Origin of the sequence: Sphingobium sp., assembly GCF_049304695.1 — a bacterium.
GTDB lineage: Bacteria > Pseudomonadota > Alphaproteobacteria > Sphingomonadales > Sphingomonadaceae > Sphingobium.
The window spans coordinates 1-15,243 of record NZ_JBAQOK010000006.1; the positions used below are offsets into that span (position 1 = coordinate 1).

The following is a 15,243-nucleotide window of genomic DNA, read 5'->3' on the forward strand; positions in this document are numbered from 1 at the left end:
GCGAGGTTCAAGCCGGACACCGCTTTGAGCAGGGCCCGCAAGCGCGCAGGCCGTGCAGCCATTTCGGCACGAATGGCCTGCGCCCGCCCGGTACCGATAGTCGCCACCGGCAACGGCGCAATCGCCGCGAAATGCGGGTTCGGGAGGCGGTCACGCTGATGCAGGCGCTGGGAGGTGGCGTCCGGCCTCCGCAGGTCGCCGCTGCCCCAATACCTGAAACGGCTGCAAGGCCAACCCGGCTGTGACCAGCGAGCTTGCCGCCATTAACGCTGCGGCCGTTACGGGATTGATAAAGCCGGCCGCACCGGCCGCCGCCGCGAAGACGTTATATGCAATCGTCACGAACATAAGCCGTCGCAGCACCGCGATCAGCCGTCCGCCTAGCATCCGCGCGACCAGCAAACTGTCGATCCTGTCGTCGAGCACGATCTGCGCCGTCCGAACCGCCGCGGGATGGGCGCTGGCGACCGCCAAACCGACATCGGCGGCAGCAAAGGCCGGCGCGTCGTTCACGCCGTCGCCGACAAAGGCGACGGGGCGGCGGCTCCGATGGATCAGATCGGCCTTGTCTTGCGGCGACAGCGCTGCGTGTCGATCCTCAGGCGCAATATCGACGATCCTTCCGATCGCATCCACGGCTCCGCGATGGTCGCCACTGGCAATGCCCGCCCTTACGCCTGCACCTGTCAGCGCGGACAGAGTCGTTTCGATCCCGTCACGCGGCTGATCGCTCAGGCGCAACGTACCGACATGCACGCCCCCGATCCGGACTGCGAGCGCGGTTGCGCTGCTGTCATCGTCAGGCGCGGTACCTACTTCGACGGCCTGACCGCACCAGGATCCCGAGGCACCGCGGGGGTGCCGCTCGCCAACACCGCGCGCTTTTCCGGCCCTGGCCGAGATTGCGTAGGCAATGGGATGATCGATCCCCGCCTCAGCCTCCGCCGCAGCGTTCAGGACATCGCTGGCCGTCCAGTCCGGCTGGGGAAGCACCGACTCGACGAAGGGCTTGCCGCGAGTGAGAGTCCCGGTCTTGTCGAAATAAATGGTACGGACGCGCGCCAATGTCTCGAGCGCGCCTGGATCGACGACGCGGATGCCCAACGTCGCGGCCGCGGCAACCGCGGCGAAGCCAGCTAGCGGGCGAGCGATTACGAGCGCACAGGGGCACAGCACGATCATTGTCGCAAGGCCGTGCTGAATGGCCAGCGCTGGCGCCTCGCCCGTAACGACCCAACCTAGCGCAACCAGCATCCCCAGCAGCGGGATGATCGCGCTCAGCCATCCCGCCAGGCGCTCTACAGGGTCCGCAGGACCGCGTCGCGCCGCCAACTCGATCGCCACTCGGCCGCCAATCCGATCAATGTCGCGATCCCCTGCCCGGCGATCGGTGCGCAGCACGATTGCGCGTTTCAGGTTAAGCGCCCCGGCGGGCACGCGCATGCCCGGACCGATGCTCAGAGGCATCGCCTCGCCCGTCAGAATGGCACGGTCGATACTGCTCTCTCCCGCTTCCACGAAACCGTCGATCGGCACTTCGGCGCCGGCCTCGACGATGATCCGGGTGCCTGGCATCACCGCATCGATCGCGACCTTGGAGCCGTCATCGGCCAGACGCGCCGTCTCCGGGGCGGCGCGTTCGATCGCATCGATTGCGTCGATCGCTCGACTTCGCAGGCGAAGATCGATCAGGCGGGCGACCAGCAGCACGGTGACGAGCATCACCGCAGCATCGAAATACACATTGGCTCGGCCGCTTGCCAATGCCTGGATCGAAGCCAGTATCGCTGCCATGATGCCGACCCCGATCATCAAGTCGAACGAGGGCGAACGCAATCGGAGCGAGCGGACGGCCATCGCCATCAGATCGGAGGCGGCATAGCCCAAAACCGGGACCGCCAAGAGACCTGACGCCAGCGCCAGCCACCAGCGTGTCGAGCCATCGCGCGGCGGATCGAAATACAGGATCAGAGCAGGCAACATCGACCACATGCCGAAAAACATCGCGACCGCCAGCCGCATCGCGAGCGTCCGCCGCGTCGCATCCAAAGCGGATCGCATCGCCACCACGTTGCGCGGCGGCGCCAGACCGTAGCCACCGGACTTCACGCAGTCCGCAATCTGCGCTTCGTGCAACTGCGCGGTGTCCCATTCGACAAAGGCTGAGCGGGTGAGGAAATGGACGGCGACATATCGCACGCCGGGGAGCGCGGCAATGCGTCGCTCAAGTCCGCTCGCGCAACCTCCGCACCACAGGCCGTCCACGCCGTAAAGCTGGCGCCGGGGCTCGGCTATGGTCATTGGACCACGATCACGACCGAAACATCAAGGTTTGCCGGTTTGGACACCAACCCCGATGAGGCGTCCCTCAATGATTTTCCCATAGTAGCTGTCGCCGCCATGATTGGCCTTCGCGTTTTTGGCAACACTTCCCTTTTGCCGGGGGTCTTTGGGTCGCTCGCGGCTGTCGATAAACGCGGCCGCATCCCAGGCCTGCTGGTCGGTAAGGCTGTTACCCTGACCCAGCGGCATATTTGCCTTGATGAACCCGGCGGCGGTGTTCACCCGGCCCATGCCCGCGCCCCAATTGTAGCTCTCAGGCCCCCACAAGGGCGGGAAGACGACGCGGCCGTTCAGATCCCGTTGGCCCTGCCCATCGCTTCCGTGGCACGTCGCGCATTTGGCGGCATAGACTTGGCGGCCGCGTTCAGGATCATAGCCCATCGCGGTCTTTTCAAGTTCGGGATAGCCGCCGCCTTCCATCTTCTCGCCGGTTGGCGCGCCGGTCGCCAGCCAGTGCATATAGGTCTGCAAATCCTTGTAAACGTCATGTCCGCCGGGTGGCGGGCCGCCAGACGGCGAGCCCTGGGCATTCATTGAATAGGTGAAACACCCCTTTACCCGGTCCTCCATCGTGTTGATCTGTTTGTTTTTCGACCGGTACATCGGGTAGATGACCCATGCCGCCCACATTGGCGCAGAATTGGCTTTCCGCCCGCCATCGAGATGACAATTGGCGCAGGCGAGCTGGTTGCCGACGAACTGACCGGCATTCGCGCCCGTGTTCATGAAGATCGCCTGACCCCGCCGGATCGCGTCGCCTGCCGGCCCGTCCGGAATCTTGCTCTCCGAGGGCGGCTGAAATGACGATGGCTTGGCGACGGTTTCAGAGCGAGCGGAAGGATCGCCCCGGTCGCGGATAATTCCCAGATCGAATGCGAGCGAGGCAAGAACGAACAAGGCGGCACCGCCGCCGACAGCATAGACGGCGGTCTGGATGCCGCGCCCCATGCCAGCCTGGCGCGGGGTCTCGGACCCCTCGACTGCCTGACGTTCATTGTCGGACATCGGTCTTCTCCTTGGCGCGGGGTGCTGCCGGAATCGGGGGTAGTGTCGCGAGATAATCCGCCACCGCCCGGCGATCGCCGTCGGTCAGCGCTTTTGCGATCCCGTTCATCAGCTTCTGACGTGCATTGTCGCGTTCGCCTGAAATCCACGCGGTCAGCTGACCAGCGGTGTAGGCGGGGTGTTGAGCCGCCAGGGCCGGGAATTCTGGTGGCACGCCGAAGCTGGATGGCCCGTGACACGAGGTGCAGGCCGGTATGTTGCGGTTCCAGTCCCCTTCGAGAACAAGCTGCTCACCGCGATCGATATCTCCCCCAAGTCCGGGATGGGCGGTAGATGGCGCGCGCAGTTGCGAATAATAAAGCCCCAAGGCGTTGCGCTCGGATGCCGTAAGCGCCCCTGCCACCATCGCCATCGTCTCATTGCGGCGTGCACCGCTGACGTAATCGGAAAGCTGCTTCGCGATATAAGCCTCCGGCAGCCCGGCAAGGCGTGGCACCGTCTCGGCGCCCTGCCCCTGCGCGCCGTGACAGGATGCGCAGGCCCACACGCCCGAACGCCCTTGCGAAACGAGCCGCATGATCTCGGCGTTCGCTGGTCCAGCTGCGGGTGCCGCGATGTACATTGGTTGAACTCCTACCTCGGACGAGAGCCGCACGGCGATCTCGTGACCGCCTTGCCAGGGCCCTCGACCGCGGCCAGCCTCACGGATCGATGCGACTCGGTGTTCCGACACGGGGTCTCGCTTGCCAACGAACGTTGCCCGAACATGTGTGACCAGCCGCGCAATCTCGGCATCCGAAAGAACACTCGAGAAATTGGGCATATGTCCGTCATAGACGGTATCGCCGACCCGGATTGGTCCGTCGATGCCATGCAACAGAATGTTAGTCGCAACATCCGGAGTTGCCGTGAGAAATGGGGACGCTGAAAGCGGTGGCACCGCATCGCGCACGCCAGACCCGTTAGACTGATGGCAGGTGCCGCACCGGGCTGCGAAAAGAGCCGCGCCGCTGGTGTCGCCGCGGGCGGGCATGTCTGCAAGCTGGTCGGCGCGTTCGACCTGGCCGACAGATACCGCCTCGCTATTGTCGAACAGCAAAACACCACCCCAGATGGCAAGCGCCACCGCGATCATCAGTACCGGCAGGGGGATGGGCCGAAAATTCTCATAAGGCTCGAAAGTCTCTTCAGGCCGCTGGGGATTGGCATGGCCGGTCATCGCGGTTCGCCCGGCTCGGAATAGCCATCGTCGCGCACCGCCGTGGGCGGCACGGGATAGCTATGGTCGAGTCCTTGAAGATAAGCGACGAGATCGAGCGCTTCGGGTCTGGCAACCACGACCCCCGTGTCCGGCCGGTACTGGGAAGGCAGCGAGATCACCACATCGCCGGGTGCTGCGCGCGCTTTGAGCTCGAACAGATATGGATAGCCCGGCATGATGCTCCAGTCGAAGATCGCCCTTGGCTGATAGAGGTGCGTCAGGTGCCAATCCCGGCTGGGTAGCCGCGCGCCGACATTGAACAGATCCGGACCGGTGCGCATCGTCCCCAGCTGATGAGGGCGATCATTGACATAGTCCGAGGCAACGGACGCGCGACCCCAGCCGCGTTCGGCGTCGGGCGCCTGGTCGACCGAGCGCGGCTGCTGGCTGTGGCAGTAGACACACCCTTGCGAGACATATTGGGCACGCCCGCGCATCTGCTGCTCGGTATATGGCTTGAGGCCTGGAGTCGCGGTCATGCCGCGAATCTGGACTGCCGGTGCGATCACCAGCATCAGCGTAGCAAACGCCAGGATCGCCAGCGCCAGGATGCCGAGCGGAACAAGGCGGTTCATGTCGTCACCGCGGGACGCGAGGAAACGACACGATCGGGCTGCGCCGCATCCCGGCGCAGAAGCGCTACGGCGAAATGCGCCGCAAAAAGCAAATGCCCTGCGACCATCAGGCCACCACCCACGGAACGCGCCGCAAGATAGGGCATCGTGACGCGCACGCTATCGGCGAAAGGACGGGTCGCATCGAGCATAGCGAGACCTTGAAAGATGCCGCCGACCGTCAGTGCGACGAAGTAAATCAGGAACCCGATCACGACTAGCCAGAAATGGGCGGCAATCGCCGCCGGCCAAGGCCATTGTCGTCCCGTCGTCCGGGGCAGGATGTAATAGACTGCGCCGAACAGGATGAGCGATAGAAAGCCATACACGCCAAGATGGGCATGCCCGACGGTATAGTGCGTGAAGTGGGTCACGCTGTTGATCGATCGGAGCGCCTCGATCGAACCCTGAAACGATGCCAGGGTGTAGAACAGAGCGCCCAATGACACAAAGCGCAGCGGGACGGATTCCTTGAGTGCCCAAAGGTTGCGCGCGACCAGAACGTGCTGATTTATCGCGACAGCGATAACAGGAACGAACATCATCACCGAATGGACGATCGATAAGGTGACCACCCAGGTCGGAACGGGGCCGCCGATCAGGTGGTGGATTCCGACTTGACTGTAGAACAGGGCAAGCGCCCAGAATCCCAAGAGTGACAGGCTGTAGGAATAGATCGGCTTGCCGATGATCTTGGGGATGAAATAATAGGCCGCGCCGACGCCGAGCGGGGTTAGCCAAAGCCCTAAGACATTGTGGGCGAACCACCAATTTACGGTGGCTTCCTGAACACCCGAATGGATGTATGGGATATTTGCGATGGCGAAGAGTATCGGGAACCAGCAAAGCGCGCCGAGGTAATACCAACCGGTCACGTAGATATGATGGACCTGCCGACGGACCGCCGTGACGATCAACGGCAGCACGAAAAAGCTGCCGGCGACCGCCAGCAGGATATCGATCTGCCAAGGGATCTCCAGCCATTCCTCGCCGTCGGTCCAGCCCCGCGCGATGGCGATGGCGCCGGCCAGCACGCCGAGATTCCACAGGACCGCGCCAACGATCGGCAACCTCGGGAACCGCAATGGTGTGTGGAATATCCTGGGGGTGACCCACAACGCGACCGCAATCCCCGTCATCGACGCCCATCCATAGATGACGAGGTTGAGGTGCAGTGTCCGAACCCGCCCGAAGGTAAGCATCGCCGAACCATCTAGCCAGTCCGGCCAGTGCAGCTTGAGCGAGGCGATGAGCCCGAACAGCGACCCGACAACCAGCCATGCGATGCCGCTGGACACGAGCAGCAGAACCGGAGCCTTCGAAACATGATCAAGCCCGGCGCGCTCGACATCGAAGTGATGGACGTCGGGACCCTCGGTAGTCGGATCGTCGGCCTGGCCCGCCTCGCCCTCGGTAAAGATCGTGTACGCGTGGCGCTGCTCGATCCGCAGCTGGTTGTTGTTGATCGCCCAGATCATGAACGCGAGCGCCAAGAGTGACGCAACGAAGCTCAGGCCCAGCAACAGGCCGATCGTCAGCGACATGGTGTGCGCTCAGAAGGTGAAAGTGATATCGGCATAGCCATAATTTGTATCGCCCGTCGCTGGCGCATTGGGTGCGGTGCGGAGAAAGTGCCCCTTGAACAGGCGCGCATAGCCTATATCCAGCAGCGCCACTTTGGGGATCAGCTGATAACGCAGCTGCACTTCGAGTTGCTGGCCGGCATCGTGGCCCGAGCGGCCTGCAGGATCGCGCACGCCGGTCAGCCCGAAGCTGTCCGTGGCGCTGTCGAGCCGCAATAGCCGGAAATTACTCATCAGATTGAGCCGCTCGCTCGGCTTGGCCTCGACGCGAACACCGGGCGATACCAGGTTCGACCGCGACACCGGGCCGAACAATGCCGTCGGGCCGAATTCAAACCGGCGACCTCCGTACAGGAAGTCGAAGCGATTGAGCGCATCGCTACCGCGATCCCCGGTGTAGTAATCGAAGAAGCCCACGACCCGCGGCTTCCAACCGTTTGCCCATCGATAGCCGACTTCGCCATGAAACCCGTAGGACCGCACATCTCGATCAACGGTATCGCTTGCCGAACGGCTGGCGCGGGCAGAACCGAACTGCCCCATCCCCTCAAACTCGAAGTCGATTCCGCCATTCTTGGGCGCTCGCTTGATCCGCAGCCCGGGCGTGAACAGTCGGCGATTGGTCGTCTCGAAGCCCTCGGCGTCACGCTCAGTCAGGCCATAGGCATAGGTCTCGAGCAAAAGCGCTTCGCCAATCGGCTGCGCGTTGAACACTCCGAACAGCTGCAAGTCGGTCGTCTCGCGATCCCACTGATGCGCATTGTCGCGGATTGCCGCCGTATCCGACGGCAGGCGGATATTGGGCATCGACCAAAATGCGACAAACCGCCGACCGCCTGGCGCGGTGCGTTCGAGGCGCGCGCCGGTGTAGGCGTTCATCGAATTGCGAAAGCCCTGGCGCGACACCAATCGCGAGGATCCAAGCGCCATCGTCATCCGGCCCGTGGTCACATGTGCATCGCTGCCGTTGCCCAGTGCATCATCGAGGTCAAAGCCAACATAATATTGCGAAAATTCGAGCGCGTTGACCACGCCTGTATCGGCGGATGTGTCTTGGTCCTGGAAATAGCCTCGCGCATCATGAAACTCGGCGCCGATGCGGATCGGCCCCGTATCATATTCGGCGAACAGCGTGGTGCGCAGTGACACCAATTGATCGGATGTCGCCGCTTCGGGGCGGAACTGACCGTCGATCACCTCGACCCTAGGGCGAAAGCTGCCTAAAAGATGCAGATTGTCGGGCGACCCGATCGCCTCGTGCAATTCGCCGTCCTCGGTGACCTGCGCTGTAGCTGGCGCGGCGAGGGTCAACCCAAGAAGTAATAGCGCCGACTTCATTTCCCGAGCAACGGGATCAGGCGGATATTGCCCATCGCCGGACTGACGATTGCGCGGCGTCTGACCAGACCATCCTCGACCAACTGCGTGATGGAGACATCGTGTGTCTCAAGGTTGCGGCCATCGTCGAAAGCGTAGCGGTGGAGTCCGCCCGTCATTCCGGCATTGGTAGCAACCTTGTACCAGTGCGCCGGATCGATCGCGGTCCCCGCCACAGCGACCCCGCTGACGCGCTTGCCCACCGGCGCGTTGAGATCGAGCGTCCAACCGATCCCTGAACTTTGGACTAGCCCACCGACGCGGTCGAGATCATTACCCGGATTGAGGTTGGTGGCGCTTTGCTCGAGCAACCGCTTCACCTGCGCACCAGTCATCTCCAGGGTGACCAGCTTCGTCGGGTGGGGAACGAGCGTGTAAAGCCTTTCGCGCGTCACCGGTCCCGGCTCGATCGAGACGCCGTACCCCACGCCCGGCATGAAGGCGATATCAGCCCCGGTATGTTCGCGCATCAGGTCGCCGACGAGCACGTCAAACGGGCTTTCGGACTTATACTGCCGTCCGATCCTGTCGGCGCTGTTCGCAAGGACCTCGTCCAACCGCTTTCTGTAGGGCGCATCGATTTGGGTCACCAACTGCGTCATAGTCGGGTCAGGCGCGATCCGGTCGTTCCACAGATCATGGACCGTCCCGGATACGCCCTTGAGCTTGCGATCGCCGCCGATCGTAATGCGCAATTCTCCCAATGCCGCACCATCCGACAACGCTTGCACGATCCAGGTATTGTTGATCTTCTCAGGCGGCGCGATGCGATCATGCGAGTGGCCGCCAACGATCAGATCTACGCCTGGCAACTCGCGCGCGAGCCTACGATCGACCGCAGTACCCTGGTGCGACAGCAATACCACGACATCAGCGGCCTCGCGCATCTCTGGGAGATATTGCCTGGTCGCCTCGATTCCGCTGGTGAATTCAAGTCTACGGACATTGGCCTTGCTGCCAGTCTCATCGGTATTGTGGTAGCTGAGCGCAAGCATCGCAACGCGAACGCCGTTCACGTTGAAAATGTGCCAGGGCCGGCCGAAAATGGGCTTTCCCGCATCCAGCGTGTTTGCGCCCCGCATTGGGAAATTGGCGAGCTTGGCCAGTTCGCGCGTCCGCGCGAGGCCATAATCGAAATCATGATTTCCCAACGCCATGTACTGGTAGCCGAGCGCGTTCATGAGCCGGATGATGGCTGCACCGCGCGTTTCGTTGCCGACAAGGTCGTCGCTGAAGGTGTCGCCTGCATCGACCAGCAGAACATTGTTGGCGCCATCGCGCCGTCGAATTTCGTTAACCTTGCCCGCCAAATATTGAAACCCACCTATAATCGCCGCGCGGTCGAACTGCGCGGGCGCGCGACCGGGATCACCCGTTTGTGCAGTCGCATCACCGGGGGCGACATGAAACGGCACATGCCGCCCATGGATGTCGTTCGTATGGAGGATGGTAATGGTGCGATCCTGCGCCACCGCCGGCGTCGCCAGAAATACCGTCAGCGCAGCTATGATATGACGCATCTTATCCTCTCCTCAGATTGATTGGCTGATCGACCATTGCGGCCTTAAGCCAGCCTTAAGGCTTCAGTCCGGTATCAGTGCGAAGCCTTGAAGTTGCAACGTCGCCAGCGTGGTCAGCGCGGCCAGATCGACCTGTACGTCTTTCGCAGTTGAATCGGCCGCAATGTTCTGGCCATGAAGCGCCTGACTGCAGACATGGACCTGGGCGCCTGCGCCTTTAAGCGCCGCAATCAGAGGCAGGTTCGGTTTCGCGACCTTGAACTTGGCTTGATAGGCTGCGTCATTCATCACCAGCGGTGTGGCGGGACCGTGGACGATGGCAACGATATCGCCCGCCGCTGGGCGGATACCGCGCGTCGCAAGCAGATTGAGGAAGCGCGCCACTTTCACAATGCTCGGATTGGGCTGAGCGGGATCGGTCGGCGCCTTGGTGATATTGAAGACGACACGGTATCGGATCGATGGATCCGGTTGATTGTCGGCATCCGGTGCCGGCACGATGGGTCCATGACCCGAAATGGCTGGAAAGCGTGCGTCCTGGGCCATAGCGGCGCCAGGCACCAGCAAGCTCATGGCTGAGAGAAGGAGGAGTCGTTTCAACATGGCAGCAGGGACTTTCATCACTTGGAGGTTGCGGGCACGCGCCAACCGTAGCGCCGAAAGATCCGTGCCGCCTCCGGGCTGGTCAGATATGTCGCGAACGCGCGTGCATCCGCAGACGAGCGGTTCGTGCGCGTCACGGCGACCGCCATCGACCGATAGAGGACGATGTTGCGCTCGATGGCGACCTGGTCGGCGATCGCCGGGTTCGCCACTTGCCAAATATTCCAGATGACCCAGGCGTCGATCTCAGGGCGCGTGGTCCAAGCCTCACGGGCAGCGGCGCTGTTCGCGGCAAAAAGCTTGATACGCGGCCGCAGCTTGCGGATGAAATCGATGCCTCCCGCGCGGCTGGCAAGGTCTTCCCAAAGTCCGTTCTGTCCCGCACCCTCCACGACCATGACATCGACATCGGGGCGCGTCAGATCGCGAAAACCGCGGACGCGAAGCGGATTATCCTTGCGTACCAGAATTGTCGCCGGGCGATCATAAAGCGGGGTCACATCCGACTGATGCAACAGATCGGGCAGCGCACGCACGAACTCGGTCATCATCGTGTCGGACCCGCTGTAGATCAGATCGGCCTCGCGTCGCGCACGATCGATCCACTGCGGCGTCGGTCCGCTGACGATCTCCACCTTGGTCCCACTCTGCTGCTCGAACTGGTCAGCGGCGTCACGCATCGCCGGCGCCGGCCCGCCGGGACCAAAGACCCGTAATTGCGCCGACGCCGGCGCGGCGCCGAGCAGCAGGACGACTGCCACGTATAGGAGCGAACGTATCATTTGGCCTCGTTCTCGGGTGGCTTGAAATGGTTTAGAGGTATCTTCAGGAACGCACGGCCGCACGGTTCGGGATCGGGAAGTCTGCCGCCGCGGATGTTGACCTGCAGCGCAGCAAGCATCAGCTTGGGAAGCGGCAGTGTTGCATCGCGCGTGTCGCGCAGCTTGACGAAATCGACCTCGCTGCGATCGCCACCGACATGCACGTTCTTCGCTTTGTGTTCAGCGACGGTTGCACAGCACTGGACGTCGCGATCATCCTTTTCATAGTCGTGCCCGACGAACAGCACCGTGTCGTCCGGCAAAGCCAGTAAGCGTTCAATACTTCGATACAATGAGAGCGAGCTACCGCCCGGAAAGTCCGCACGCGACGTGCCCATATCGGGCATCATCAGCGTATCGTGGACAAACGCTGCGCCATCAGTTGCATAGGTGATCGACGCCAGCGTGTGACCTGGCGAAAACAAAACGCGCATCTCGGTTTCACCGATCATGAAACTGTCGCCGTCCCCGAATAGCCGATCCCATTGCGACCCATCAGTGGGGAAGTCCTGAAGGCAGTAGATGTCGCGCCAAAGTTTCTGGACCTCGACCACATTAGCGCCAATCGCGCGCGGGATACCCAGGGCATCCGCCAGATAGGGCGCCGACGAAAAATGATCGGCATGCGGATGCGTATCTAGGATCCAGTCGACGGTCACCTGCTGCTCCTTAACAAAGGCCAGCAAAGCATCCGCATTGCGTGTGGCGGTCGCGCCGGACATCGGATCGAAGTCGAGCACCGGGTCGATAATAGCCGCATGATTGGTCGAGCGATCGATCACGATATACTGCCAGCTGCCGGTCGGCTCGTCCCACAGCGCCGCGACTGAAATCTCGTTCAACTCGAAGCGTCTCAACGCGTTTCTCCTTTCGAATTACACAATGATTGTAAGCGTGTTAGGTTGCAACCGCTGATGCGTGCCCCACCGGAGATCGGAAGTGAGCACTCGCGGGAGTTCAACCGTGCTTCCGTCTGCATTGGCGAAAAGATGAATCCCGTCCGTTCGCCTTGAGCAACCGGGTGATTGCTTGATCGCCGTGTACAGGGCCGCACGGGTTACTGCGCCGTAAACGCTCCATTGGGTGCCGCAGGGGGCATGCTCGGCTTGCGCTCGTCTAGCATGGCAATGGCTGTCGCCGGATGGCCCAAAGCATCAGGGCCATTCCGCCAGCGATCATCGGGATACAGAGCCATTGCCCCATATGCAGCCCGGTTGAGCTCGTGAAGGCAATGAGTTGCTGGTCAGGCTCGCGAACATATTCGACGAGAAACCGGAACACACCATAGCCCAGAATAAACGCGCCGCTCAGCATGCCGGGACGCTGACGCGCATTGGTGAAACGGAACAGGGACCAGAGCAACAGGAACAGACACGGCCCTTCGAGCGCCGCTTCGTAGAGTTGGCTCGAATGGCGGGGATAGGGACCGCCGCCGGGAAAGACGATGCCCCAGGGTAAAGTCGTTGGCCGCCCCCAAAGCTCGCCATTTACAAAATTCGCAAGGCGGCCAAGCAGCAGCCCGATCGGGGCGCACATCACGACATAGTCGATGATCCTAAGCCACCGCAGGCTATGGCTGCGCGCAAATATGATGATTGCGATCGCCACGCCGAACGCACCTCCATGGAAGGACATGCCGCCCGCCCAGAGCTGGAAGATTTTCCAGGGCTGCGCGACGTAGGTGCTCAAGTCGTAGAAGAGAACATAGGCAAGACGCCCGCCGATGATGATGCCCGCCGTCACCCATGTCACCAAGCCGTCAGCTTGTTCACGCGTCAACGGTGCGCCGTCTTCGGTGAGCAGCCGGATCAAATAGAGCCAGCCCAGTAAAATACCCGCAAGATAGGCGAGGCTGTACCAGCGCAGCGCGAACGGCCCGATTTGAACCAGCACAGGATTGAGATGCAGCGACGAAAAATAGATCGCGGTTTGGGCATGACCCGCGAGACTCATAGGATAGTCCATTCTAAGGGAAAAATGCTCCTTCGCATCTTCCTGACTCACGCTCAAACGGTATCCGCAGCATGCTCATGTTCCCATCGTCATCTGTCCAGCAGAACGGCACTCGGCGATATCCTGGATGAGTGAGCGTCTTTTGCGTCCCACAGGAATCGTTTCGGCCGCGCGACGTATTTTCCGGTCCAGTGAAGCCAGCTTCATTCTCCTGGCGGTCGGCATTGGCATAGGTGCGGGCCTGCTTGCAGCTATGCTCGGCGCAACTGCGCATTTTTTCCAATCCACGCTCTACGGCCTCCATCTCGATGATCGCTTGAGCGGACTAGTGCACATCGCGCCAATGCGACTCCTGGCGCTGCCGTTGGGAGGCATGATGCTCGCAGGGATCGTCCTCCTTGTCCGCAAGAACAAGCGCACCGCGATCGACGTCGTCGAGGCGAATGCTCTCCATGGCGGGCGCATACCTTTTCGCGACACGATGCTCGTATCCGGTCAGACATTGGTTTCCAACGGTTGCGGTGCATCGGTGGGGTTGGAGGCGGCTTATGCGCAAGCTGGAGGCGGCATCGCATCACTCATCGGCCAATGGTTGAACCTGCGGCGCAACGACCTGCGTGTTCTGGTGGGTGCAGGAGCCGGGGCCGCGATCGGTGCGGCGTTCGGCGCACCTCTGACTGGCGCCTTCTACGCTTTTGAAATCGTCATCGGCGCTTACACGCCGGCGAGCATCGCACCCGTGGTGGCAGCTACCTTGGCAGCGGTCGTAACCGCGCGCACGCTCGGCGCAACGCCCTACCTCATTGCCGCGACCAGCAGCCAGAGCCTCGCGACAGTGGACTATCTGCTTTATGCCGTCCTGGGCCTCGTTTGCGCGGTAGTGGGCATCGCACTGATGCGCTTGGTATCTTTTGCAGAAGCCTCTGTCCGGCGTACCAAGCTTCCGGAATGGGCAAAGCCGATAGTGGGCGGCACGTTGCTTATTCCGATCGCGCTGGCATCTCCCCACGCGCTTTCGGCTGGGCATGGAGCGCTGCATCTCACCATCGGTGGAGAACTGGCGATCGGCGCGCTTGCCCTAATTTTCTTGCTCAAATGTCTGGCCTCCGTGGTGTCTTTAGGATTCGGCTTTCGCGGCGGCCTGTTTTTTGCGTCACTTTTCCTGGGGGCCTTGCTCGGTCAGATTCTTACCCGGCTATGGATGCTGATCCCTGGCGTTGTCCCGTTATCGCCGGTGGATGCGGCGCTGGTCGGGATGGCCGCGCTGGCTGTGGCGGTGGTCGGAGGGCCGATGACCATGTCCTTGCTGGTACTCGAGGCAACACATGATTTTGGCATCACGGCGGTGGTGCTTACGGCAACGCTGTGCTCGAGCGCCCTCGTCCGTGAACGCTTCGGCTATTCCTTCTCGACCTGGCGTCTGCACCTGCGCGGAGAAGTGATCCGAAGCGCCCGCGATATTGGCTGGATGCGTTCGTTGACGGCACGCAAGATGATGCGCGCTGCCCCGGCGACCGCACTGCCGACACTTTCGATGTCCGATTTCAGGCAGCAGTTCCCGTTGGGTTCGACCAGCCGAGTACTCCTGCAGGACCGATCAGGCCTCTACGCGGGCCTGGTGCCGACCGCGGCCGTCTTTGCAGATTTGGGCTCGGCGGAGCGGGCCATCTCCGAGTTGGCTATCCTCCAGAATGTCGTGCTGTCACCTGAGATGTCGATCGCCTCAATCATGGAAGCATTCGACGTGAGTGGAGCCGACGATCTCGCCGTTGTCGATGAAGATCGACGGATTTTGGGTATGCTGACCGAAAAATACGTTCGCAAACGCTATGCTGACGAGATCGATCGTTCGCAGCGCGACCTTTATGGCGAAAACTGACTGCCTGTCGATGTCGCGCTGGCGATCAGGTCTTCAGCCAGAAGCGGAGAATCATCGATACCGCACCGAGCGCAACAACGCTGCCGGTCCAGATCAGCGCCATCCATCCCAGCCGCTTCCAAAAGGGCGTATACTTCATCAGTGATAGCCGTGCGTACCAACTTTGCCACGAAAGACCCAATAGGCCCATCCAGTATAGGCAAGGATGACCGGCATGATGATCGCGGTCCCCACCAACATGAATATCTGGCTCCGCTCGGGCGCGGCGGCATCCCATATGGTGA

At 61.8% G+C, this 15,243-nt stretch carries 14 protein-coding genes; 1 reads left to right on the forward strand and 13 read right to left on the reverse strand.

The window, feature by feature from the left end:
• Window positions 1-150: 150 nt before the first annotated feature.
• The 11 genes from WA070_RS00425 to lgt all read right to left on the reverse strand — a co-directional run bounded on the left by WA070_RS00425 (window position 151) and on the right by lgt (window position 13,080).
• Entirely contained in the window at window positions 151-2,301 is a 2,151-nt protein-coding gene (locus WA070_RS00425; protein ID WP_422632252.1) for a heavy metal translocating P-type ATPase, read from the reverse strand.
• 24 nt (window positions 2,302-2,325) lie between these two features.
• Window positions 2,326-3,348 (reverse strand): c-type cytochrome, encoded by a 1,023-nt coding sequence (locus tag WA070_RS00430; RefSeq protein ID WP_422632253.1) that lies wholly within the window; start codon window positions 3,346-3,348, stop codon window positions 2,326-2,328.
• The gene (locus WA070_RS00435; protein WP_422632254.1) at window positions 3,335-4,567 is read right to left on the reverse strand and encodes a c-type cytochrome; all 1,233 of its coding nucleotides are present in this window, start codon (window positions 4,565-4,567) and stop codon (window positions 3,335-3,337) included. The genes WA070_RS00430 and WA070_RS00435 overlap by 14 nt, the downstream gene beginning before the upstream one ends.
• Window positions 4,564-5,184: a cbb3-type cytochrome c oxidase subunit II gene (locus WA070_RS00440; protein ID WP_422632255.1), complete on the reverse strand. Its 621-nt coding sequence runs from the start codon at window positions 5,182-5,184 to the stop codon at window positions 4,564-4,566. Before WA070_RS00440 ends, WA070_RS00435 begins: the two co-directional genes overlap by 4 nt.
• Window positions 5,181-6,767, reverse strand: coding sequence for a cbb3-type cytochrome c oxidase subunit I (locus WA070_RS00445; RefSeq protein ID WP_422632256.1), 1,587 nt, complete (start codon window positions 6,765-6,767; stop codon window positions 5,181-5,183). The genes WA070_RS00440 and WA070_RS00445 overlap by 4 nt, the downstream gene beginning before the upstream one ends.
• 9 nt (window positions 6,768-6,776) lie before the next feature.
• The gene (locus tag WA070_RS00450) at window positions 6,777-8,144 is read right to left on the reverse strand and encodes an alginate export family protein (RefSeq protein WP_422632257.1); all 1,368 of its coding nucleotides are present in this window, start codon (window positions 8,142-8,144) and stop codon (window positions 6,777-6,779) included.
• Window positions 8,141-9,703, reverse strand: a complete 1,563-nt coding sequence (locus tag WA070_RS00455; RefSeq protein ID WP_422632258.1) for a bifunctional metallophosphatase/5'-nucleotidase — start codon at window positions 9,701-9,703, stop codon at window positions 8,141-8,143. Before WA070_RS00455 ends, WA070_RS00450 begins: the two co-directional genes overlap by 4 nt.
• 63 nt (window positions 9,704-9,766) lie before the next feature.
• Window positions 9,767-10,351: a DsrE family protein gene (locus tag WA070_RS00460; RefSeq protein ID WP_422632259.1), complete on the reverse strand. Its 585-nt coding sequence runs from the start codon at window positions 10,349-10,351 to the stop codon at window positions 9,767-9,769.
• Entirely contained in the window at window positions 10,324-11,088 is a 765-nt protein-coding gene (locus WA070_RS00465) for a substrate-binding domain-containing protein (protein ID WP_422632260.1), read from the reverse strand. Before WA070_RS00465 ends, WA070_RS00460 begins: the two co-directional genes overlap by 28 nt.
• Entirely contained in the window at window positions 11,085-11,984 is a 900-nt protein-coding gene (locus tag WA070_RS00470) for an MBL fold metallo-hydrolase (RefSeq protein WP_422632261.1), read from the reverse strand. Before WA070_RS00470 ends, WA070_RS00465 begins: the two co-directional genes overlap by 4 nt.
• 259 nt (window positions 11,985-12,243) lie before the next feature.
• Window positions 12,244-13,080 carry a prolipoprotein diacylglyceryl transferase gene (gene lgt, locus WA070_RS00475; protein ID WP_422632262.1) on the reverse strand — a complete coding sequence of 279 codons (837 nt, stop codon included), beginning with the start codon at window positions 13,078-13,080 and terminating at the stop codon, window positions 12,244-12,246.
• A 127-nt stretch (window positions 13,081-13,207) separates the two neighbouring features.
• Between lgt and WA070_RS00480 the strand changes: the two genes are divergently transcribed.
• Entirely contained in the window at window positions 13,208-14,959 is a 1,752-nt protein-coding gene (locus WA070_RS00480) for a chloride channel protein (protein ID WP_422632263.1), read from the forward strand.
• A gap of 25 nt (window positions 14,960-14,984) precedes the next feature.
• On the opposite strand, the gene WA070_RS00485 is transcribed toward WA070_RS00480, so the two are convergent.
• Both WA070_RS00485 and WA070_RS00490 read right to left on the reverse strand, forming a co-directional pair.
• On the reverse strand, window positions 14,985-15,098 hold the full coding sequence (locus tag WA070_RS00485) for a DUF2474 domain-containing protein (protein ID WP_082919883.1): 114 nt from the start codon (window positions 15,096-15,098) through the stop codon (window positions 14,985-14,987).
• Window positions 15,098-15,243, reverse strand: a 146-nt coding sequence (locus WA070_RS00490; protein ID WP_422632264.1) for a cytochrome d ubiquinol oxidase subunit II, incomplete at its 5' end; no start/stop codon positions are given. The genes WA070_RS00490 and WA070_RS00485, both read right to left, overlap by 1 nt.